Origin of the sequence: Alkalibacter saccharofermentans DSM 14828 (assembly GCF_900128885.1) — a bacterium.
In the GTDB taxonomy this organism is placed as follows: domain Bacteria; phylum Bacillota; class Clostridia; order Eubacteriales; family Alkalibacteraceae; genus Alkalibacter; species Alkalibacter saccharofermentans.
Map to the genome: position 1 here is coordinate 1 of NZ_FQTU01000011.1, position 18,384 is coordinate 18,384.

Here is an 18,384-nt window from a genome sequence, read left to right on the forward strand (position 1 = left end):
TTCCCGATTGCCCAACGACCGTTTAACCTGTATTTCCCGGATAATAGTTAAACCATGGTGGGACAATGGTTAAAGGTTCACTTCGCTCACGTGGGATGCTCCCTTTGGTCACGGGAAAAGCGCAACGCGCGTGTTTCAAGTAATAAGTTCTAAGATATAAGTAAAAGCAGGAAGTTGGTCAGTTGGAAAGTTGGTCAGTTGGAAAGGAAAAACCTTTTAATTACTTAAAGCTTACAACTTTTTTACGAGACGGAGTCTCATTTCCCGACTGCGCAGCAGTCATTTCCCGTGCGGCAGAGCCGGACAATAAACAGTCGCTTTGCGACCAATACGATTGCTTGACAACTGTTTCCCGATTGCCCAACGACCGTTTAACTGTTATTTCCACGCATACTTACGAATTGTACCCAATTGATAAGAAGGTGAAAAAATGAACATAAAAAAATTGCTGACAATAGCCGGTTCGGACTCTTCGGGAGGCGCCGGCATTCAAGCAGATATTAAGACATTCAGCGCTCACAAGGTCTATGGCATGAGCGTCATAACCGCTGTTACAGCTCAAAACACTACAGGAGTAAAAAGCGTTTACGAGCTCCCTGTAGAGATGATTCGAAACCAGATGGAAAGCGTATTTACCGACATGCCTCCCGATGCAATCAAGACGGGGATGCTTTCGAACCCTGAAATCATAGAGTGCATTTCTGAAGGGCTCTTAAGGCACAAAGGAAGCAACTTAGTTGTAGATCCTGTCATGGTGTCCACCAGTGGCCATAGACTACTGTCTGAGGATGCTCTGAGCGCTCTTAAGGATCATCTGTTTCCTCTAGCTAGGGTCATAACTCCAAATATTTACGAAGCTGAGATACTCAGTGGAGGGAAAATTTCAAATAAAAAAGACATGGTGGACGCTGCTATGGAGATATCAAACAAGCTTGACGGCTGGGTTGTTATCAAAGGGGGACATTTAAAAGAGTGCTGCGATGATCTGCTATATTCGAAAGATGAGAAGCTTTGGCTTAAAGCCAGAAAGATTAACAATAAAAACACCCATGGAACGGGCTGCACTTTGTCATCTGCAATAGCCTCCAATCTAGCTTTAGGGATAGGAGTTAAGAAGAGCGTATTCAAGGCCAAAAGGTATGTCAACTCGGCAATAAGGGAAGGATTGGACTTGGGAGAAGGCAGAGGACCCCTCTTGCACCATTTTTGATATAGGTTTTTAAAAGGTGTAAAATAGGCTATAATGGTATGCAAGATAAGAGTGGAGGTAGTTTGCATGTCCAACAAGGAAAAGATATTGAGGTACCTTGAACTTGGCACGGGGAAAATCTTCTCAGGAGGGTTTTTGGCACAAGAGCTAGGCATTAGCAGAACGGCAGTTTGGAAAAACATACAGACACTAATCCATGATGGATATCCCGTGATTTCAGTTCCGAACAAGGGATATTACCTGGATGAAAAAAAAGATATTCTATCAAAAAACATAATAAGCAGCATGCTGAATACAAAATTTATAGGAAAGCAGCTAGAGATATACAAAAGCGTGGAATCCACCAATGATCTTCTCAAGGATTTAGCAAGGGAAGGTGCAGTCGAAGGCACGGTTGTGATAGGGGATGAGCAGACGAAAGGAAAGGGAAGACGGGGGAGGAGCTTCCACTCGCCGATGGGAAAGGGCGTTTACATGAGCATCTTGTTAAGGCCTGAGATGGATCCGGAGAGTGCCCTCAAAATAACCGTAATAGCGGCAGTGGCTGAATCACTGGCAATTGAAGAGCTCTTTGATATTAAAGCTGAAATAAAGTGGGTAAACGATATTTTTATAAAGGGCAGGAAGGTTTCCGGCATACTCACCGAAGCTTCCATGGAGATGGAAAGCGGCAAGCTGGAGTACGTGGTGGTGGGAATTGGGGTGAATGTTGCCGGAACTAAAGAAGCTCTTCCTGAAGATGTCGCCAAGACGGCGGGTTTCATTACAGAATTTGCGGACAAGGACAGGTCTAGAAATGAAGTTGCCGCATTGATTTTAAATAAATTTGAAGAGCTTTATATGCATTGGGAATTTAAAGACGTTCTTGAAATTTACAGAAAGAGATCTTTTCTGACAGGAAAGGAAGTCACGGTAATTAAAAACGGTGAAGAGAGAAGGGCCAAAGCGCTTGATATTGACGACAGAGGAAATCTGAATGTGGAATACGACTCGGGAGCAAGGGAAACTCTTTCTTCGGGAGAAGTCAGCGTCAGAAAGAATATGTGATTTGAAAACAAGCAGCCTTTCGGCTGCTTGAATTTTGTATTTTTTCATCCGACGGTTCCTTTCAAATCCATTGAAGATTTAAATATTTAAGATATACCACGTATCATATCGGCAGAAAGAAGTAAATATTTAGTAAACAAATTGATATTTAATTGAAAATATTATGTAAAAGAGCTAAAATTAAAGCAGCTCGTAGTTTCATTAGAAAAAAATTAAAATTAATTTAGCTGAAGATTAAAACCGGATGGAAATTATGTTTTGGAATCACATCCATGATAAAATGTTTATGAAAATTATTTGAAAGAAAAGGGAGAAAAAACATGCAACTAGCTTTAATTATGATTGTGATGTCACCCTACCTGGCTTTTTTGCCTGTGGTTAGGATGATGTACAAGGTGTACAAGGATGAAATGAATGTTTCATTGAATCCTCTGAACGTAGGGGCAGGACTTCTCTTTGTCTGGGCGCTATTTACAGGGATCATCAATAGGAATATTCTGTCGGTGATTGGCGCGGGGGGGATTTTGGCCTTTGCCGGCATGGGAGTATATTTTGAAAATACGTTCAATACCCAGGAGAAAATAGAGTCGCTTCTAAAGGCTTTGTTCAAGATCTCCGCTGTAGCGGCTTTAATTGGCATGGCCGAAAAAGGAGCGTCATATTTCGTGGATATGACCTGGGTGTCAAACTACTTCTGGAGCCCCAATTACATTCCCTCTGCGGAGCATTACCGCATATACAGCACATTTGGAAATCCAAATGTGACGGGGACGTGGTTTGCCATGATGGTTCTTGTCAGCATATATCTTTTTGAAAGAAGCGTTGGCAGGGACAAAAAGATTTGCTTTGCAGGAACCATAGCATTTGCCGCAGTTTTGATTTTTACCGGGTCCAAAGGGGCTACCATGGGGGTGTTGGCCGCTTTGCTGGTGTACGCGTTGTTTTCAAGGAATCCAAAAACCAGAAAAGTCTTAATAGGAGTTTTTGTAGGGGTTCTGGCAATGGCTATGCTATCGCCGGAAGTAAATCACGCATTGAACAGTCGGGACAATCTGTGGGCACAGTGTCTGGTGCTTTTCACCCGCAAGCCGGTAAGCGGATGGGGACTGTTTGGGATAATGGAACACATAGGCAATATACATGGACACAACATCTGGATAACCCTGATAACGACTTTGGGTTTGATGGGGCTGGCCTTATACATTTGGATTAAGACTTATCTTTTCAGAGGTCTTCTCACATTGTATAATGAAGAGAGCTCTCTTGCGCCGCTTTTGGCATCGGTACAAGGACTGGTGATAGTCCATGGTTTGGTAGACTTTACGATGATGACTCCTCAAGGTGGAGTGGTGTTTTTTGCATCATCTGCTCTAATCAGCGCGCTGACACTGAAAAATGAAAATTACCCTGTAGTAGCAATAGAAAAGATTCATATTTTTGCAAGAAAGTTGAGTCAAAAAATCATAGGATAAAACAAGGACTTGGCTTAATGGCCAAGTCCTTATTATTATTAATCTTCGGCAGGTATGATCGTAAAATCCTTTAGCATGTTGTCAAACCTTGCTCCGTGTCCTTCAGATGCTTCCAGAAATAATTTTTGTTCAATGATGAAGGCGCCTCCTTGAGTATTGTCTGTAAAGTAGTATTTTACTACTTCGGAGTTCCATTCGTCACCTTGGTTTGCGTACAGCATCTTTCCTTCCAGTGGATATTCTACGTCTCCGTAAGCTATCACGGTTTCGTATTGGGTCTTGAGGGCGGCTTCATGCTCTGCGTAAAGCTCAGTGGGAGACTTGGATTCTTCCTGAGTGATTTTCATGTAGACTTCAGGATACACGCTGCTGTCTCCAGGATTTAGCGGAAGGATAAAGTCTTGACCGTCTATTTCTTCAACCTTGTATGTGGATTCGTCGATATATATAAGGTAACCCATCTTGTCTTCTCTCAAGGTCACGTCGGTGGGCTCTTTTTGTCCTTCGATATCCTGGTCCACAGTTTTTTCAGGGGCAAAGAGATCGATGAATCGCCCAAGAGCGGCCTGTCCGGGTGATGTAGTCAAAAGCAGTGCCGCAGTGGCGATGAACGATACTGCTAGAGCTGCTGCGATCTTCATCCTGGGTCTTTTAGATGGTCTTTTCATTTCATGCTCCCTCCTTTGTATTTCTTCGGATATTTTATCAAAGGTTATGCTCTTGTAAACATCCATATCTTCGGTTTTGCTGTGCAATGTATCCTCGATCAATTTGTCAAATGCGTCTTTAGCCATTGTTGATACCCCCTTCCAATGAGCTTTCCATAGTTTTTTTCAGTTTTGCCTTAGCCTTGTGCACTCTGGATTTAAGAGTGTTCACATTGATGTCTAAAATCTGTGCGCTTTCTTCATCTGTGAAGCCCGACAGATATTTAAGGACTATAGGGATCCTGTGGATATCGCTGAGCTTTTTGAGTGCCTTGTAGAGCTCCTCGTATTCTTGAAACCTGTAGCTGTCGTTTGTTTTAAAATCAGGGCTGTTTTCCAGATAATCGCTTAAAAAGGATATCTTCATGGTTTTTTTCATCAATCTGTTGCATTCATTGACAAGTATCCTATAAAACCAGGGCTTGAAGGGTTTGGAAATATCATAGGAACCTATGTGGTAATAAATCCTTATAAAAGTTTCCTGTACGGCATCTGATGCGTTGGCGTCATTTCCAGTTATGGCGTAGGCAGTCCTGAGCGCATAATCGGATAGGGACTCATAAAGCTGTCGGAAAGCTTCTTGGTCCTTGTTCTTGATTTTTTCTATCAAAGCCTGTTCCATTTGGCACCTCCTTGTTTGTCTCTCTATACTATATACCCGGGGAGGAGAGAAAAAGTTTTTTGTTTTAAAGATTTTTTTACGGTTATAATTATATAATATAAAATCATAATCGGAGGTAATCAAAAATATGAAATTGCTGTCATGGAACGTAAATGGGCTCAGGGCTTGCTTGAATAAAGGTTTTGAGGAGTTTTTTGTCAAAGAGGATGCGGACGTATTTTGTCTGCAAGAGACGAAGCTCCAAGAAGGCCAAGTGGATTTAAGCCCTGAGGGTTATGAATCTTATTGGAACTACGCAGAGAAGAAAGGATACAGCGGCACCGCCATATTTACCAAAAAAAAGCCGGTCAGCGTGGAATATGGGATGGGAATCGAAGAGCACGACAAGGAAGGTAGGATAATAACCTTGGAGTTTGAAGAGTACAACCTTGTCAATGTATATACTCCAAATTCTCAAAGAGAGCTTGCGAGGCTGGATTACAGGATGAAATGGGAAGAGGACTTCAAAAGATATCTTAAGAACCTCGAGGAGAAAAAGCCGGTAATACTGTGCGGAGACTTGAATGTAGCCCATACAGAAATCGACTTGAAAAATCCGAAGACAAACAGAAAGAACGCAGGATTTACAGACCAGGAAAGAGAAAAGTTCTCAAGCCTTTTGGAGGCGGGATTTGTGGACACCTTCAGGCATTTTTATCCCGATGTTACAGGAGCCTATACTTGGTGGTCATATATGTATAGCGCAAGAAAGAACAACGCAGGGTGGAGAATCGATTATTTTTTAATATCCGAAGCCATCAAGGAAAAAGCAAAGGACGCTATCATATATTCTGACATTACAGGATCGGACCACTGCCCCGTTGGGTTGTTCCTAAAATAATCAAAGGCTTGAATCTTGAGGATTCAAGCCTTTTTATGCCTGTACCGTTTCTTCGGCGAACATTATTGAAGGAATGCTCTCTGTTTCTTGCAGAAAATTTCGGTAGTCTTTTAATCTTCCCGAGTAAACTCTCGAAAACAGCTGATTAGCCTGGAAATCTCCCGGGGTCACGAATACGCAGGGCTTGTCAAATATGGGTCTGCCGCTAAATTCGAATACTGAAGCCACGAACTGTGAGCAAAAAAAAGCATCGCATCTTTGGATATGGATATTGAACATGATTCCGAAAAGTCCAATAAGGTTATATCTGTAATTGTCCCTGTTAAGCTCGAAAAGCTTTATATATTCTCGGATTTTATCATACGTCATGTCGTCTATATCGTGTAGACAATATACTGCACAATTGGCATTTGAAAAGATGATGCTGTCTATATTTTCCTTTACAAACCCGCCTATGATGGGATTGTAGTGCTTCTTTCGCCCGAAACTGTATAGCTCCTTCAAATCCTTGTCAAAGGAGATAGAGACGTGATTGTAGGGATCTTTCGTATACATTTTAATAAGCCTGTTGAGAACAGTGCCAGTATCGGTAAGAAGTATGTATATTTGGTTTTTGTTTTTCATTGGATACCTCGATTTTTTTTAATAAGCAAAAGAATTATATCAAAAATATCTCATGGCGTAAACAAAAAGCTTATTTAAAGTTTAAGTTGGGTTGATTTTTGCTAAAAACAAGATAAATGTGGAAGTGGATATAGGTTTATTTAGGCAAGAACAAGGGTATCTTTTACTATAGATGAGTGTTTGGAAGGAGCTGATAAAATGACGGTTGAAAGAAAAGTAAAGGAAATCATATACGGACACGACGGCAGAGACGGAGCAGGAGTAAACCTAAAGAGGGTTTTTTCAAGAGCTACTGTAGAGGATTTGGATCCGTTTTTATTGCTGGATGCTTTCGACTCTACCGATCCCAATGACTATATCAAAGGATTCCCATGGCACCCTCACAGGGGCATAGAGACAGTTACCTACCTTCTCGAAGGCAAGATCGAACACGGGGACAGTTTGGGTAACAGCGGCACCATAGATGAAGGATGCTGCCAGTGGATGAGTGCCGGCAGCGGAATAATACATCAAGAAATGCCTCAAGCCAGTGAAAGGATGCTTGGCGTACAGCTTTGGGTAAATCTTCCTGCAGAAAAGAAGATGTCTCATCCTGCATATAGGGATATAAGAAAACCTGATGTAGTGCTTGCAAGAGATGACGATGTCGCTCAAGTAAGGGTTATCGCCGGCAGCTATGGCGGGAAAAAAGGACCGGTTGGGGATATAGCCGTGGCACCTGGATTCCTAGACATACTATTGTATCCCGGAAAGGAATTTGCCGTTGAAACCGAGCATGAGGATACCGTATTTGCTTTTATTATAGACGGAGAGGGGATATTCGAAGGCGAGCTGCACTCTAAAAGGACAGGTTTATTATATGAAGATGGAGATCAAATCACCTTTAGCGCCGGTTCCCAGGAGGCAAGGGTCTTGGTTTTTTCCGGCAAGAAGCTGAAAGAACCGGTAGCCTGGGGAGGTCCGATAGTTATGAATACCCAAGAGGAGTTGGAACGGGCTTTCAAGGAACTGGACCAAGGCACGTTCATCAAGCACAAAAATTTTTAAAATTATTTATTTAGGGTAGGTGATAAAATGGACAAGGGACCGCTTGTTATAAGTAAAAAGCCTGTCGTTGGGATAAGTGCTTGTTGTATGGGGAGCCCTGTAAGGTACAATGGCAAGGGATGGAACATGCTGGATTCCATAGGCAGAGAAAAAAATGATTTTATATGGTGCCCCGTGTGCCCGGAAGTTTTTTCTGGGTTAGGGGTTCCGAGAGACCCTATCCATATAGCCGGTGATAACGGAGGGGATGTATGGAGAGGAACTGCCAAGGTATCGAACAGAGGCAGAAAAGACGTAACTTCCGAAATATTAGAAGGGTGCGTGACTGCTCTTTCTATACTGGAGAAATCCGAGGCAAGGGCATATGTATATCTTGACGGAAGCCCCTCCTGCGGAGTATACAGAACCAGCTTGAAAAACAAGAGGATAGGCAAGCCGCCGGGAGTATTCGGGTCCATGCTTTATGACAAGGGTTATTTCTTGATACCTGTTTTGGATCTTCAAAGTCCCATAAGATGGTGGGACTGGAAGAGAAGGCTACTGGCGTTTTTGTGGCTGGAAGATGCAGCCATTACAAATAAGAAAGAGCTTTACGATGTTTGGTACAGATATAAGTTTATATGTCAGGAGCTAGACGAGCCTTGGGCCAGGGAAAAGGGTAGAGAGCTTGCAGGCCTTTCAAATGGAGTGGATGAAGAATATATAAGCTTTTTCAAAAAAGAGATATTGGACATATTGAGAAAACCTTCTAAGACGAATAAAATAGTAAACAGTCTCTGGAAAAACTACAGCTACTACAGAAGGGTAACCCATGAAACAATAGAGGGGATATATGAACCGGACATTCCTAGAAACGTAACAAAAGTGGCAAAGGAGCTTGGAGTCATGGAAAGGGCGGCCTACGATAAGGGAGTTTTTTTTGGGACATCTCCAGTGATATACAAAGGATTGTCGAGAAGATAAGTTGATAGTTAAATAACAAACGAAATACTTTGGATTAAAAAGATCTTTGAAGGAAGAAATTCCGAAAAGATCTTTTTATTATGAGAAAAACACATTGATACAAAAGGGAAAAGCAGAAAAATACCTGCAAACGTTTAATCGGATTTATCGTTAAAAATATATCTAAAACCTATTGACTTGCAACTATTTATCGTAGATAATTAGAAACAACAAGACAATGATAAATAATTAACAAAATAAAAGTTGAGCTAAAAATACAAAATAACAGGAGGTTGGAAATGGCGGTTAAAGAGGTTGGCAAAGAAAAAATAGTAATGGAGAAAAATGCGTCTGATATAGTGGATGTTATGGCGGAAAAAGCGAAGAGAGCGCTTGATCAATTCATGGCTTTCGATCAGGAGAAAGTGGATGGAATAGTAAAGGCCATGTCCATGGCGGGACTGGATCAACACATGCCACTGGCAAAAATGGCCGTAGAGGAGACAGGCAGGGGAGTATACGAGGATAAGATAACAAAGAACTTGTTTGCAACTGAATACGTGTATCACAGCATAAAATACGACAAGACTGTAGGTACGATCAATATAAACGAATTGGAGGGGTACGAAGAGGTTGCAGAGCCTGTGGGGGTAATAGCGGGGGTCACTCCTGTAACGAATCCAACATCCACCACCATGTTTAAGGCGATAATAGCTATGAAGACTAGAAATCCCATAATATTTGCATTCCATCCTGCCGCACAAAAGTGCAGCTCAGAAGCTGCAAGGGTGGTAAGGGATGCGGCAATAGAGGCAGGAGCACCAGAGGATTGCATCCAGTGGATTGAACAGCCTTCGATAGATGCTACGGATCAGCTGATGAACCACAAGGATGTGGCCTTGGTACTTGCAACTGGAGGATCGGGGATGGTAAGAGCGGCATACAGCACTGGTAAGCCAGCCCTAGGCGTGGGTCCGGGAAATGTCCCATGCTACATAGAGAAGACCGCAAACGTGGAAAGGGCTGCTACCGACTTGATGTTGTCAAAATCCTTCGATAACGGCATGATCTGCGCTTCAGAACAAGCAGCCATCGTAGACAAGGAGATATCTAAGGAATTTGAATCATATATGAAAGAAAACAATTGCTACTTCACCACCGAAGAGGAAAGAGAAAAACTTGAGAAGTATGTGATAAACGCTGCCAAAGGTGCGGTTAATCCTGAGGTAGTGGGAAAACCCCCATGGGAGATAGCTAAAAATGCAGGTTTTGAAGTAGATAAAGACACGAAGATTCTAGTAGCCAAGATTAAAGGCATAGGACCTGCTTACCCGCTCTCAAGAGAGAAGCTAAGCCCGGTATTGGCTTATTTAGTGGCCGATACTATTCAGGACGGAATAAAGAGAGCTGAAGAAATGGTGGAATTTGGAGGTATGGGGCATTCAGCGGTCATACATAGCGATGATGATGAAGTGATCAGAGAATTTGCAGCCAGGATCAAGTGTGGAAGGCTGATAGTCAACTCCCCATCCACCCATGGAGCTATAGGAGATATATACAACACCAATATGCCTTCACTGACGCTAGGGTGTGGAAGCTTTGGGGCAAATTCAACGACTGCGAATGTAACAGCCGTGAATTTGATCAATAAAAAAAGAGTTGCCAAGAGGAGAGTGAACATGCAGTGGTTTAAAATCCCCGAGAAAATCTTTTTCGAGTTTGGGTCCACCCAGTATCTCGAAAAGATGCCGGACATAAGCAGAGCGTTTATCGTAACTGATCCAGCCATGGTGAGCCTGGGCTACGTTGACAAGGTGTTGTATTACCTTAGAAAGCGTCAGACTTATGTACACAGCGAAATATTCACAGAGGTAGAACCGGATCCTTCAGTAGAAACCGTCCTTAAGGGAGCAAAGGCTATGGAGAGGTTCAAACCTGATGTGGTCATCGCCTTGGGGGGTGGAAGCGCGATGGATGCAGCTAAGGGAATGTGGCTTTTTTATGAACATCCAGATCTTGAATTCGATTCTCTTAAGCTTAAGTTTATGGACATAAGAAAGAGGGTTTTCAAATTCCCTAAGATGGGCAGCAAGTCAAAGATGGTGGCAATACCCACTACAAGCGGCACAGGTTCTGAAGTCACTAGTTTTGCGGTGATTACCGATAAAGTCAAAAACATAAAGTACCCTCTGGCGGACTACGAACTGACACCGGACGTAGCTATACTGGATCCTGACTTTGTTATGACTGTTCCCAAAACCATAACAGCGGATACCGGGCTTGACGTATTGACCCATGCTATTGAGTCATATGTCAGCATTTTAGCTTCGGATTATACGGATGCACTGGCGATAAAGGCCATTCAGCTTGTTTTCGAGTACTTGCCAAGAGCGTACAGGGATGGGGGGGACAAGTTGGCGAGAGAAAAAATGCATAATGCGAGCTGCATAGCGGGTATGGCATTCACTAACGCGTTTCTGGGGATAAACCACTCTTTAGCACACAAGCTGGGAGGGGAATTCCACATTTCCCACGGGAGGGCAAATGCGGTACTGCTGCCCCATGTTGTTGAGTTCAATGGAAAAAAACCTAATAAGTTCGTATCATTCCCCAAGTATGAAACCTTTATAGCTGACAAAAAGTACGCTGAAATAGCGAAAGTGCTGGGGCTTCCGGCAGCTACCCCGGAGCAGGGAGTAAAAAGCCTTGTAGAGGCGATCCGGGCCTTGGCGAAGGAAGTAGGGATTCCGGCAACAATAGGGGACTGCGGAGTGGATAAAAAAGAATTTGTGAGTAAGGTTGATTTCCTGGCTGAAAGGGCGTTTGAAGACCAATGCACCACGGCAAATCCCAAAATGCCCCTGGTGAGAGAATTAGCCGAGATATATAAAAAAGCGTATTAAGAGATTCATACAAAATGTTTTGAGGGAAAGGACGCCTGCTGGCATCCTTTCCCTCGATTTAATTTGCGCGGCTATGGGTATATATAAAGAGATAAAAGATTTAAATGGAGGAGATTGAATTGAAAAAAACTGCGTTCTTTGCCTTCAGGGGACAGGAAATGTGCTTCGTTCACGTGCTGTTAAACGCGTTGGATCTTCATGAGAAAGGGGAGGAGGCTAAAATAATTTTCGAAGGAGAAGCGGTGAAGCTTCCGAAAGCATTGGAGGAAAACAAAAACAATCTGTACTTAAAGGCTAAAGAAATAGGCCTTATAGACAGCATCTGCAAGGCCTGTTCGGCAAAAATGGGCGTTCTTGAATTTAACGAAAGTCTAGGTATACCCATGGGCGAGGACCTTAAAGGTCATCCATCGATGTACCGGTACATGAAAGAAGGATACGAGATTATAGTGATGTAGTTAAACTACAAAGCCTTTCCATCTACAATCTCGATTGCCCGTTCAAGCAGCTTGATTACCTCGTCCTTTTTTTTGTAGAAAGAGGGTATCCTGCTTTTAAAATCCTCAAAATAATAGTCAAAAGTCTTCAATATATTGATTTCATCCAATACAAGGAAAATATACTTTCCCGACCGCCTGTTGTAGATATTGAAGGTGGCGGCAGAATTTTCCTTGTAGAATATGTTCAGTTTCTCCAGGTTTATTTCCTTACTCCTGATGTAGAAGCAAAGGTTGTAGTTTGGGTTTTCTTTCAGGGCTTTGACGATGTTGTTCAAATAGGAGACGAGGATCTCCCCTTTTAAGGTTATGTGGCCTTCTGAGAGCAAAGTGCCCATTGGGTGTCGATAGGTTTTCGTATGGGTTATCTCTTCTAGGACATCTAGGTTGACATAATCCCATATCGTAAAAGCGTCAAGCTTGTCCGAGAAGACGTTCTTTATGTTAAGATAGAATCCAAGGCTTGTCTGGTCTGAAAAATGGTTTTCGATGAATTCTTTATCTATGAAAACAGGATTCAAATGATTCCGTATCGTATGGTAGCATCCCGGATATGACATAGTAGCGTCCCAGTAGTTGAAATATGAGTCCCTGTTTTCTTTTTCGTATAATCGAAGCAATGTCTTGCACTGGCTAAGTATAGCCAGGAAGTTGTTTTCAAAAACTTTCGTGGACACAGGATCCGAGTAGCAAAATGTTCTGTTGGGCTCGTTCGAGTCAGAATTTTCATAAGCGATCAGAGCCATTTTTCCCTTTATGATGAAACAGGTCTGCTTAACCCGGGATTCTACATATCTGGGGAAGTAATAGGATTTGATTTTTCCTTTTAAATGCAAGGGTATCCAGTATGTTAGGATGCTGTACAGTTCGGTGATATCCCTGTTTACTGTGTGGATTATAATGACCTGATGTCTTTCTTCGATGATTTTTTCTAGAAGCTTGGCCCAGGCTTTTAAAAACTCTCCATCTTCAGTCATCCACTCCATATTGGCTTCGCTTAACAGATAAAGTTCTTCCTTGGCATCAGAGATTAAGACAGACTTGAGGAAATTCAGTACGGCATGTCTTCTGCCCTCGTTGCCTGCGTATACTTCAAAATCGTATTTATCGGGAGCCGACCCGGGGGCTATCTCTGGCATGGAGTCGAATGGCTGGGGAATGCTGTCTTCATGGGAGCTGAGCTTGCTGATTCTGTTTATTATGCCCGATGAAAGAGCTTCTGCGCTGTCCGGAACATTTCTGCTATTGGTGCCATAGGTGGCGAGCCAATCCGCCAGGATCTCCAAATCACTGTTTTTTTTGTATTCTTCCACATAATCCTTGTGTGATTTTATTATTTCGTAGATATAATTCTTTTGATAATCATATGTGCAGGAATGAATTATATATTCTGCAATGGAAAGAATATAAGTTGAATTTATGCTGATGCTTCGCTTTCCGGATTTCCATCTGCTCACGAGAGAAGGGTCTACCTTTACAAATTTAGCCAGCTTGCTGTTGTTGATCTTTAAAAAATCCATTAATTGACTTAAATTTTTTGAAAAACTCATGAATTCACCCCCAAGTATCTATATTTTCATAATGACATACCGTGACGATAAATGTCAATGACAATTGTCTTGTCAGAAGATTAAATTATCCGACATGGGATATAATATACTTAACAGTTCAGGTTGCTGTTATTTTAAATATCATAGTTAAAATTCCCGAAATTGTTTTGGATAAGTTTAATCGTTGAATGTTTTATTGGGGGATGCATTATGGAACGGGATGCATTAAACTGATTATCCAGAACGGACTCACAAAGTGAGTGTTCGGGATTTTCTTTTTTTGGCTAGAAAAGCTGGCTTAACACATCTTCTATGAAACCGTGCTTTTGTATGGGCTCGATTCCGTGCTGGATCAAAACTTCCCATGCTCCCGGCCCTATTTGGCTGGCAATGACCATGTCGCAGCCAAGAAGCTTTTCCACAGCCTCTTTTAAATCCTCGTCTTCATGTTCTCCCCAGTTGCAATAAGGCTGGGTTTCAATGAGCTCCAAGAAATCGAAAGACCCATCTCTTGCAGAAAAAATCAAAAACTTTGTGGCATGGCCGAAATGCTGATTGATAAATTTCCCGTCACTGCTTGCTACTGCTATCTTTTTATTCATCTATATCACTTCCTTGATCTTATAATGTTATACATGTTACCATTAAAGCCTAAAAATGACACGTTGATTCGTCAAGGCATTATTCCTCCCTGTTTTTCTGACAGGATTCACAGTAACCGAAAAGCTCGATGTGATGATCTACCAGGCGGAACCTTTTGCCTTCGGCAATTTGCTGAAACTCCGCTATTGGGCAGAAATCGAAAGTTAAAATTTTTCCGCACCCGATGCACTGGATATGATGATGGTGGGAGTTAGAGCAAATAAGTTTGTATAGGGCTGTTCCTTTGGCATCCGTAGTTTTATGGAGAAGCTTCAGGTTTTCAAGAGCCTCAAGGTTCCTATACACGGTAGTCATATTGGTTGAAGGCATCTTTTCTATACATTTTTTCAAAAGCGTCTCGGCTGATATCAGGGTGTCTGCAGAATCTACGAGAGCCTGCAGGATCAGCAGTCTTTGGGATGTCATCCGAAGTCCGGATTCTTTTATTGTCTTGAAAAGTTCATCTAGGTTCATCGTTCATTCCTCCACTTGCTTCATTATAATACATCTCGGTATTGACCTTCAAATAAAAAAAAAGTAAAATATAAGTAAATGCAAATAAGTTGCAATAAGGAGTTGATATTCAATGAAGATGAGGCTAAAAACAGTAATCCTTGTGGTGATGATGGGGATGTTACTTGTTTCTTGCACCGCGGAAGGGGTAAACAACGAAGAGAAAGAAAAAATTAAAATAGCGGTATCTATTGTACCACAGGCTACATTTGTGGAAAAGGTAGGTGGGGATCTGGTGGAGGTTGTGACGATGATACCTCCGGGAAACAATCCAGAAAATTATCAGCCAAGACCGAGAGACATGGTGGCTTTCAGCGAGGCGGAGATCTACTTCACCATAGGCGTGCCTGTTGAACAAGCCGGACTTTTATCCAGTGCAAAAGATCTGAACACTGAAATGGAGTTTGTAGACTTAGCGGATATTGTAGACAGCGCATATCCCTATATCGAATACTCAGAAAATAATTTTTATCATGAAGATGATCACTACCATGATCACAGCTACGATGAAGAAGAGGACGACCATAACCATGAAGGCAGGGATACTCACATTTGGATGTCTCCGAAAAGAGCCGTGGTGATGGTAGAAGCTATTAGGGACAACCTTTCAAGGATAGACCCGGAAAATGCTGAGATATACGAGGAAAATGCTGCCGCATATATATTCCAGCTTCATGAATTGGACAGAAGAATCAGTGAGACTATGGAAAGCTTGGAGTTTAGGACTTTCTTGATATATCATCCTTCAATGGGGTATTTTGCCGATGATTACGGACTGAATATGATAGCAATCGAGGAAGAGGGCAAGGAAGCCACAGCCCAGCGCCTAAAGGGCATAATAGATTTTGCCAAGGAAAATGAAATCAAGGCAGTGTTTTATCAGCAGGAACACGACAAGAATCAAGCAGAAACGATAGCTCGGGAAATCGGCGGCGAGGTTTTGGAAATTGCGCCCTTGTCTCCTGATTATATAGAAAATCTCAAGAATATAGAAGAAGCATTCAGCAAGGTGCTCAGCCAGGAGGGTTGATTTTGGAAATTATCAAGCTGGAGAGCGTATCTGTCAGGTACAACGGAGATAGCGTGCTTGACGGAATAGATCTAGCCGTCCAAGATAGGGAGTTTTTGAGCATAATAGGACCTAACGGCGGAGGAAAGACAACTCTTATCAAGACAGTGCTGGGTCTTGTAAAGCCTTGGTCAGGAAAAGTGACCTTGAAAGAAAATTTGAAAATCGGATATGTTCCTCAATACACTAAATTCGACAGGAATTTTCCCATAAGCGTATTCGATGTAATAATTTCAGGAAGAATAAAAAACAAGATAATTTGCTTTAGAGGCTATTCAAAAGAGGACAAAGAAGCGACTGAAAGGGTGGTTAAAGTTCTCAAGCTGGAGCATATACAAAAGAAACAGATAGGCAGCCTCTCTGGTGGCCAGCTTCAAAAGGTTCTGATAGGAAGGGCGTTGGTGGGAAATCCGGAGGTTTTGATTTTGGACGAGCCTACTGCCAACTTAGATGTTGAAAACAAGAGGGAAATATACGGAGTCCTTCACGATTTCAACAAGGATAAGGCAGTGGTATTGATTACTCATGACCTTGAGTACTTAAGTGAAAACAGCAGGGACGTAATTTTGTTAAATAGAAAGATCATTTATAGGGGCGAGTCGGTCAATAGACCGAAAGAGGGCCATAATCATTAGTAGAAAGTAGGATTGCCATGCTGGAGATAATACTTGAATATACTTTTATGAGGAATGCTTTTTACAGCGCCGTTTTGTCCAGTATTATCTGCGGAATGATAGGTACTGTAATAGTGGAAAAGAAGCTTGTAAGCATGAGTGGAGGTATCGCTCATACATCATTTGGGGGGATAGGACTGGGATACTTTATGGGAATCGAGCCCCTCATAGGAGGCCTGGCATTTTCCCTAGGGGCAGCTCTGGGCATATCAGCAATTAAAAGAAGCACTAATACTGAATCAGACACCCTTATCGGAATGTTTTGGGCAGTGGGCATGGCTTTGGGGGTTATATTTATTGCTATCAACCCTGGCTACCCGCCAGACATGACATCCTATCTATTTGGAGATATACTGACCGTTTCAAACATGTACGTAAAGGTGATCGCCGGACTTGCCGGGGTGATATTTTTATTGATCCTCAGCTTGTATAGGTATTGGCAGAGCTTTTTATTTGATGATGAATATCTGAAGATACTCGGGGTGAATACTGCTGTCCTGGAGTATCTTCTATACGGCTTTATATCCCTTAGTATAGTAATCTTGATTAAGGTGGTGGGAATAGTCCTTGCTATAGCTCTTTTAACTATTCCGCCTGCGACGGCTAAAATTTTTGCTAAAAATTTAGGCCAGATTATGATATACTCTACTCTGATAGGGTGTGGGACCAGTATAGGAGGGATGTGGATATCGTATCTGTACAATATCCCTTCCGGAGCGACCATAATTATGTTGTCGATTCTGGTGTACGGTCTTATGTACCCTGTTAAAACCATTGCTTTTAAAGCCAAGGATGTGAAATGATGTTCAATGAAAGAAATGTGCCGGGCTGGTTGAAAGGCGTGAATCTGCTGGGGCTGATTTTGGTCCTGTCAGTTAATGCTCTGGCCAATATCTTGCCGATAAACGGAATTGGTACCGGAGAGGTGTCCGACTCTTTTCCGAATCTGTTTGCACCAACCGGATTTACATTTTCAATTTGGGGGGTCATATATGCAGGACTGATCCTCTTCGTAATTTATAATTTTAATCTGATCGGAAAAAAACGATACAAAGAATCGGTTGAAAGGATAGGGCTGTTGTTTTTTATATCCTGCATTTTAAATTCAGCATGGATAGTACTGTGGCATTACCTGATGATCGAATTGACCCTGGTGGTTATGGTCCTTCTCCTTGCAGTGCTTTTAAGGATATACGTACTTGTCCAAGAAGATATGAACAGAGATCTTACTGAGCTGATATTTGTAAAATGGCCCTTTTCGATTTACGCAGGGTGGGTCACTGTAGCTACAGTGGCAAATGTGACGGCCCTCTTGGTCAAAATCGGTTGGGACGGCTTTGGCTTCTCAGAAGAGTTTTGGGCAGTTGTTATGATATTTGTGGCCACCTTGATAGTGTCCATAGTCGTCGCATCAAAGAGGGACATGGCATTTGGTTCGGTTTTTCTGTGGACTGTTTTTGGGATATATTCAAAGCATGTTGACGTATTCGAAGGAGCATACCCCAAGGTCATAATCGCTTGCTACGCAGCGGCCGTACTCACTTTGGCGGTAATGGCTTATGGATTTATTAAAAGACAAAGGGATAAAAAGAGAATGTTCTTCTAAAGATAAAGAAGCAGCTTCCTGTTTAATGGAAACTGCTTCTTTATTAATAATTCGTTACTTAAACGCCGCCGGTGCCGGTGCTTTTACCACAAAGATTTCAGCCAAATCGCTGCTGTCGTTGAATACGTTCATTTTTGTGTTGTAGGGGATGTTTATTATGCTTCCCTTTTCATAAGAATGGTTGTCTTGTTCATTGAGCTGCAGAGTTATGGTTCCCTGCGCTACTATCATGTAAACATTGGAATTTGAGTAGTGCTCAGGAAGGGCATCACCTTTTGGCAAGACCATGTGGTTTACATTTACGTTTTCGTCATCAACGATTTTTTCGATAGTCTTTTCTGCAACGAGTGCATATGAGTAGAGTTTTTCTAACATATTG

Annotated in this window: 19 protein-coding genes; 12 read left to right on the plus strand and 7 right to left on the minus strand. The window is 42.2% G+C overall.

Going from position 1 to position 18,384, the window contains the following annotated elements:
• Window positions 1-436 precede the first annotated feature (436 nt).
• The 3 genes from thiD to BUB93_RS07885 all read left to right on the plus strand — a co-directional run bounded on the left by thiD (window position 437) and on the right by BUB93_RS07885 (window position 3,729).
• On the plus strand, window positions 437-1,210 hold the full coding sequence (thiD, locus tag BUB93_RS07875; protein WP_073270996.1) for a bifunctional hydroxymethylpyrimidine kinase/phosphomethylpyrimidine kinase: 774 nt from the start codon (window positions 437-439) through the stop codon (window positions 1,208-1,210).
• Between the two features lie 66 nt (window positions 1,211-1,276).
• Window positions 1,277-2,257, plus strand: a complete 981-nt coding sequence (locus BUB93_RS07880; RefSeq protein ID WP_073270863.1) for a biotin--[acetyl-CoA-carboxylase] ligase — start codon at window positions 1,277-1,279, stop codon at window positions 2,255-2,257.
• Between the two features lie 320 nt (window positions 2,258-2,577).
• Complete coding sequence (locus BUB93_RS07885; RefSeq protein ID WP_073270865.1) at window positions 2,578-3,729, plus strand: O-antigen ligase family protein; 1,152 nt, start codon at window positions 2,578-2,580, stop codon at window positions 3,727-3,729.
• Between the two features lie 38 nt (window positions 3,730-3,767).
• On the opposite strand, the gene BUB93_RS07890 is transcribed toward BUB93_RS07885, so the two are convergent.
• Together BUB93_RS07890 and BUB93_RS07895 are read right to left on the minus strand one after the other, a co-directional pair.
• Window positions 3,768-4,523 (minus strand): hypothetical protein, encoded by a 756-nt coding sequence (locus tag BUB93_RS07890; RefSeq protein WP_073270867.1) that lies wholly within the window; start codon window positions 4,521-4,523, stop codon window positions 3,768-3,770.
• Window positions 4,516-5,058, minus strand: a complete 543-nt coding sequence (locus BUB93_RS07895; RefSeq protein ID WP_073270869.1) for an RNA polymerase sigma factor — start codon at window positions 5,056-5,058, stop codon at window positions 4,516-4,518. The genes BUB93_RS07890 and BUB93_RS07895 overlap by 8 nt, the downstream gene beginning before the upstream one ends.
• A gap of 127 nt (window positions 5,059-5,185) precedes the next feature.
• Between BUB93_RS07895 and BUB93_RS07900 the strand changes: the two genes are divergently transcribed.
• Window positions 5,186-5,938, plus strand: coding sequence for an exodeoxyribonuclease III (locus BUB93_RS07900; RefSeq protein ID WP_073270871.1), 753 nt, complete (start codon window positions 5,186-5,188; stop codon window positions 5,936-5,938).
• Window positions 5,939-5,971: 33 nt separating this feature from the next.
• On the opposite strand, the gene BUB93_RS07905 is transcribed toward BUB93_RS07900, so the two are convergent.
• Complete coding sequence (locus tag BUB93_RS07905; RefSeq protein ID WP_073270873.1) at window positions 5,972-6,562, minus strand: hypothetical protein; 591 nt, start codon at window positions 6,560-6,562, stop codon at window positions 5,972-5,974.
• Between the two features lie 198 nt (window positions 6,563-6,760).
• On the opposite strand from BUB93_RS07905, the gene BUB93_RS07910 reads away from it, so the two are divergent.
• From BUB93_RS07910 to BUB93_RS07925, 4 genes are all read left to right on the plus strand, one after another.
• On the plus strand, window positions 6,761-7,609 hold the full coding sequence (locus tag BUB93_RS07910) for a pirin family protein (protein ID WP_073270874.1): 849 nt from the start codon (window positions 6,761-6,763) through the stop codon (window positions 7,607-7,609).
• Window positions 7,610-7,636: 27 nt separating this feature from the next.
• Window positions 7,637-8,572, plus strand: a complete 936-nt coding sequence (locus BUB93_RS07915; RefSeq protein WP_073270876.1) for a 2-thiouracil desulfurase family protein — start codon at window positions 7,637-7,639, stop codon at window positions 8,570-8,572.
• A gap of 278 nt (window positions 8,573-8,850) precedes the next feature.
• Window positions 8,851-11,454 carry a bifunctional acetaldehyde-CoA/alcohol dehydrogenase gene (gene adhE / locus BUB93_RS07920; RefSeq protein ID WP_073270878.1) on the plus strand — a complete coding sequence of 868 codons (2,604 nt, stop codon included), beginning with the start codon at window positions 8,851-8,853 and terminating at the stop codon, window positions 11,452-11,454.
• A gap of 119 nt (window positions 11,455-11,573) precedes the next feature.
• On the plus strand, window positions 11,574-11,912 hold the full coding sequence (locus BUB93_RS07925; protein WP_073270880.1) for a cytoplasmic protein: 339 nt from the start codon (window positions 11,574-11,576) through the stop codon (window positions 11,910-11,912).
• A gap of 5 nt (window positions 11,913-11,917) precedes the next feature.
• Here BUB93_RS07925 and BUB93_RS07930 read toward each other — a convergent pair whose 3' ends face one another.
• From BUB93_RS07930 to BUB93_RS07940, 3 genes are all read right to left on the minus strand, one after another.
• Window positions 11,918-13,501 (minus strand): hypothetical protein, encoded by a 1,584-nt coding sequence (locus BUB93_RS07930; protein WP_073270881.1) that lies wholly within the window; start codon window positions 13,499-13,501, stop codon window positions 11,918-11,920.
• A gap of 284 nt (window positions 13,502-13,785) precedes the next feature.
• Window positions 13,786-14,103 (minus strand): NifB/NifX family molybdenum-iron cluster-binding protein, encoded by a 318-nt coding sequence (locus BUB93_RS07935; RefSeq protein ID WP_073270883.1) that lies wholly within the window; start codon window positions 14,101-14,103, stop codon window positions 13,786-13,788.
• Between the two features lie 79 nt (window positions 14,104-14,182).
• Window positions 14,183-14,617: a Fur family transcriptional regulator gene (locus tag BUB93_RS07940; RefSeq protein WP_073270884.1), complete on the minus strand. Its 435-nt coding sequence runs from the start codon at window positions 14,615-14,617 to the stop codon at window positions 14,183-14,185.
• 112 nt (window positions 14,618-14,729) lie between these two features.
• On the opposite strand from BUB93_RS07940, the gene BUB93_RS07945 reads away from it, so the two are divergent.
• The 4 genes from BUB93_RS07945 to BUB93_RS07960 are packed head-to-tail and all read left to right on the plus strand — an operon-like array spanning window position 14,730 to window position 18,005.
• Window positions 14,730-15,686 carry a metal ABC transporter solute-binding protein, Zn/Mn family gene (locus tag BUB93_RS07945; protein WP_073270885.1) on the plus strand — a complete coding sequence of 319 codons (957 nt, stop codon included), beginning with the start codon at window positions 14,730-14,732 and terminating at the stop codon, window positions 15,684-15,686.
• 2 nt (window positions 15,687-15,688) lie between these two features.
• Complete coding sequence (locus BUB93_RS07950; RefSeq protein ID WP_073270887.1) at window positions 15,689-16,360, plus strand: metal ABC transporter ATP-binding protein; 672 nt, start codon at window positions 15,689-15,691, stop codon at window positions 16,358-16,360.
• Window positions 16,361-16,377: 17 nt separating this feature from the next.
• The gene (locus tag BUB93_RS07955; protein WP_073270889.1) at window positions 16,378-17,202 is read left to right on the plus strand and encodes a metal ABC transporter permease; all 825 of its coding nucleotides are present in this window, start codon (window positions 16,378-16,380) and stop codon (window positions 17,200-17,202) included.
• Complete coding sequence (locus BUB93_RS07960) at window positions 17,199-18,005, plus strand: tryptophan-rich sensory protein (RefSeq protein ID WP_084117139.1); 807 nt, start codon at window positions 17,199-17,201, stop codon at window positions 18,003-18,005. Before BUB93_RS07955 ends, BUB93_RS07960 begins: the two co-directional genes overlap by 4 nt.
• A 54-nt stretch (window positions 18,006-18,059) precedes the next feature.
• Here BUB93_RS07960 and BUB93_RS07965 read toward each other — a convergent pair whose 3' ends face one another.
• Entirely contained in the window at window positions 18,060-18,380 is a 321-nt protein-coding gene (locus BUB93_RS07965; RefSeq protein WP_073270893.1) for a cupin domain-containing protein, read from the minus strand.
• Between the last annotated feature and the right edge of the window lie 4 nt (window positions 18,381-18,384).

What these genes read in the sequence shown, in the direction of transcription:
- BUB93_RS07880 (WP_073270863.1), top strand. Translation starts at nt 1,277, where the DNA reads ATGTCCAACAAGGAAAAGATATTGAGGTACCTTGAACTTGGCACGGGG.
- BUB93_RS07885 (WP_073270865.1), top strand. Translation starts at nt 2,578, where the DNA reads ATGCAACTAGCTTTAATTATGATTGTGATGTCACCCTACCTGGCTTTT.
- BUB93_RS07890 (WP_073270867.1), bottom strand. Translation starts at nt 4,523, where the DNA reads ATGGCTAAAGACGCATTTGACAAATTGATCGAGGATACATTGCACAGC.
- BUB93_RS07895 (WP_073270869.1), bottom strand. Translation starts at nt 5,058, where the DNA reads ATGGAACAGGCTTTGATAGAAAAAATCAAGAACAAGGACCAAGAAGCT.
- BUB93_RS07900 (WP_073270871.1), top strand. Translation starts at nt 5,186, where the DNA reads ATGAAATTGCTGTCATGGAACGTAAATGGGCTCAGGGCTTGCTTGAAT.
- BUB93_RS07905 (WP_073270873.1), bottom strand. Translation starts at nt 6,562, where the DNA reads ATGAAAAACAAAAACCAAATATACATACTTCTTACCGATACTGGCACT.
- BUB93_RS07910 (WP_073270874.1), top strand. Translation starts at nt 6,761, where the DNA reads ATGACGGTTGAAAGAAAAGTAAAGGAAATCATATACGGACACGACGGC.
- BUB93_RS07915 (WP_073270876.1), top strand. Translation starts at nt 7,637, where the DNA reads ATGGACAAGGGACCGCTTGTTATAAGTAAAAAGCCTGTCGTTGGGATA.
- adhE (WP_073270878.1), top strand. Translation starts at nt 8,851, where the DNA reads ATGGCGGTTAAAGAGGTTGGCAAAGAAAAAATAGTAATGGAGAAAAAT.
- BUB93_RS07930 (WP_073270881.1), bottom strand. Translation starts at nt 13,501, where the DNA reads ATGAGTTTTTCAAAAAATTTAAGTCAATTAATGGATTTTTTAAAGATC.
- BUB93_RS07935 (WP_073270883.1), bottom strand. Translation starts at nt 14,103, where the DNA reads ATGAATAAAAAGATAGCAGTAGCAAGCAGTGACGGGAAATTTATCAAT.
- BUB93_RS07940 (WP_073270884.1), bottom strand. Translation starts at nt 14,617, where the DNA reads ATGAACCTAGATGAACTTTTCAAGACAATAAAAGAATCCGGACTTCGG.
- BUB93_RS07945 (WP_073270885.1), top strand. Translation starts at nt 14,730, where the DNA reads ATGAAGATGAGGCTAAAAACAGTAATCCTTGTGGTGATGATGGGGATG.
- BUB93_RS07955 (WP_073270889.1), top strand. Translation starts at nt 16,378, where the DNA reads ATGCTGGAGATAATACTTGAATATACTTTTATGAGGAATGCTTTTTAC.
- BUB93_RS07960 (WP_084117139.1), top strand. Translation starts at nt 17,199, where the DNA reads ATGATGTTCAATGAAAGAAATGTGCCGGGCTGGTTGAAAGGCGTGAAT.
- BUB93_RS07965 (WP_073270893.1), bottom strand. Translation starts at nt 18,380, where the DNA reads ATGTTAGAAAAACTCTACTCATATGCACTCGTTGCAGAAAAGACTATC.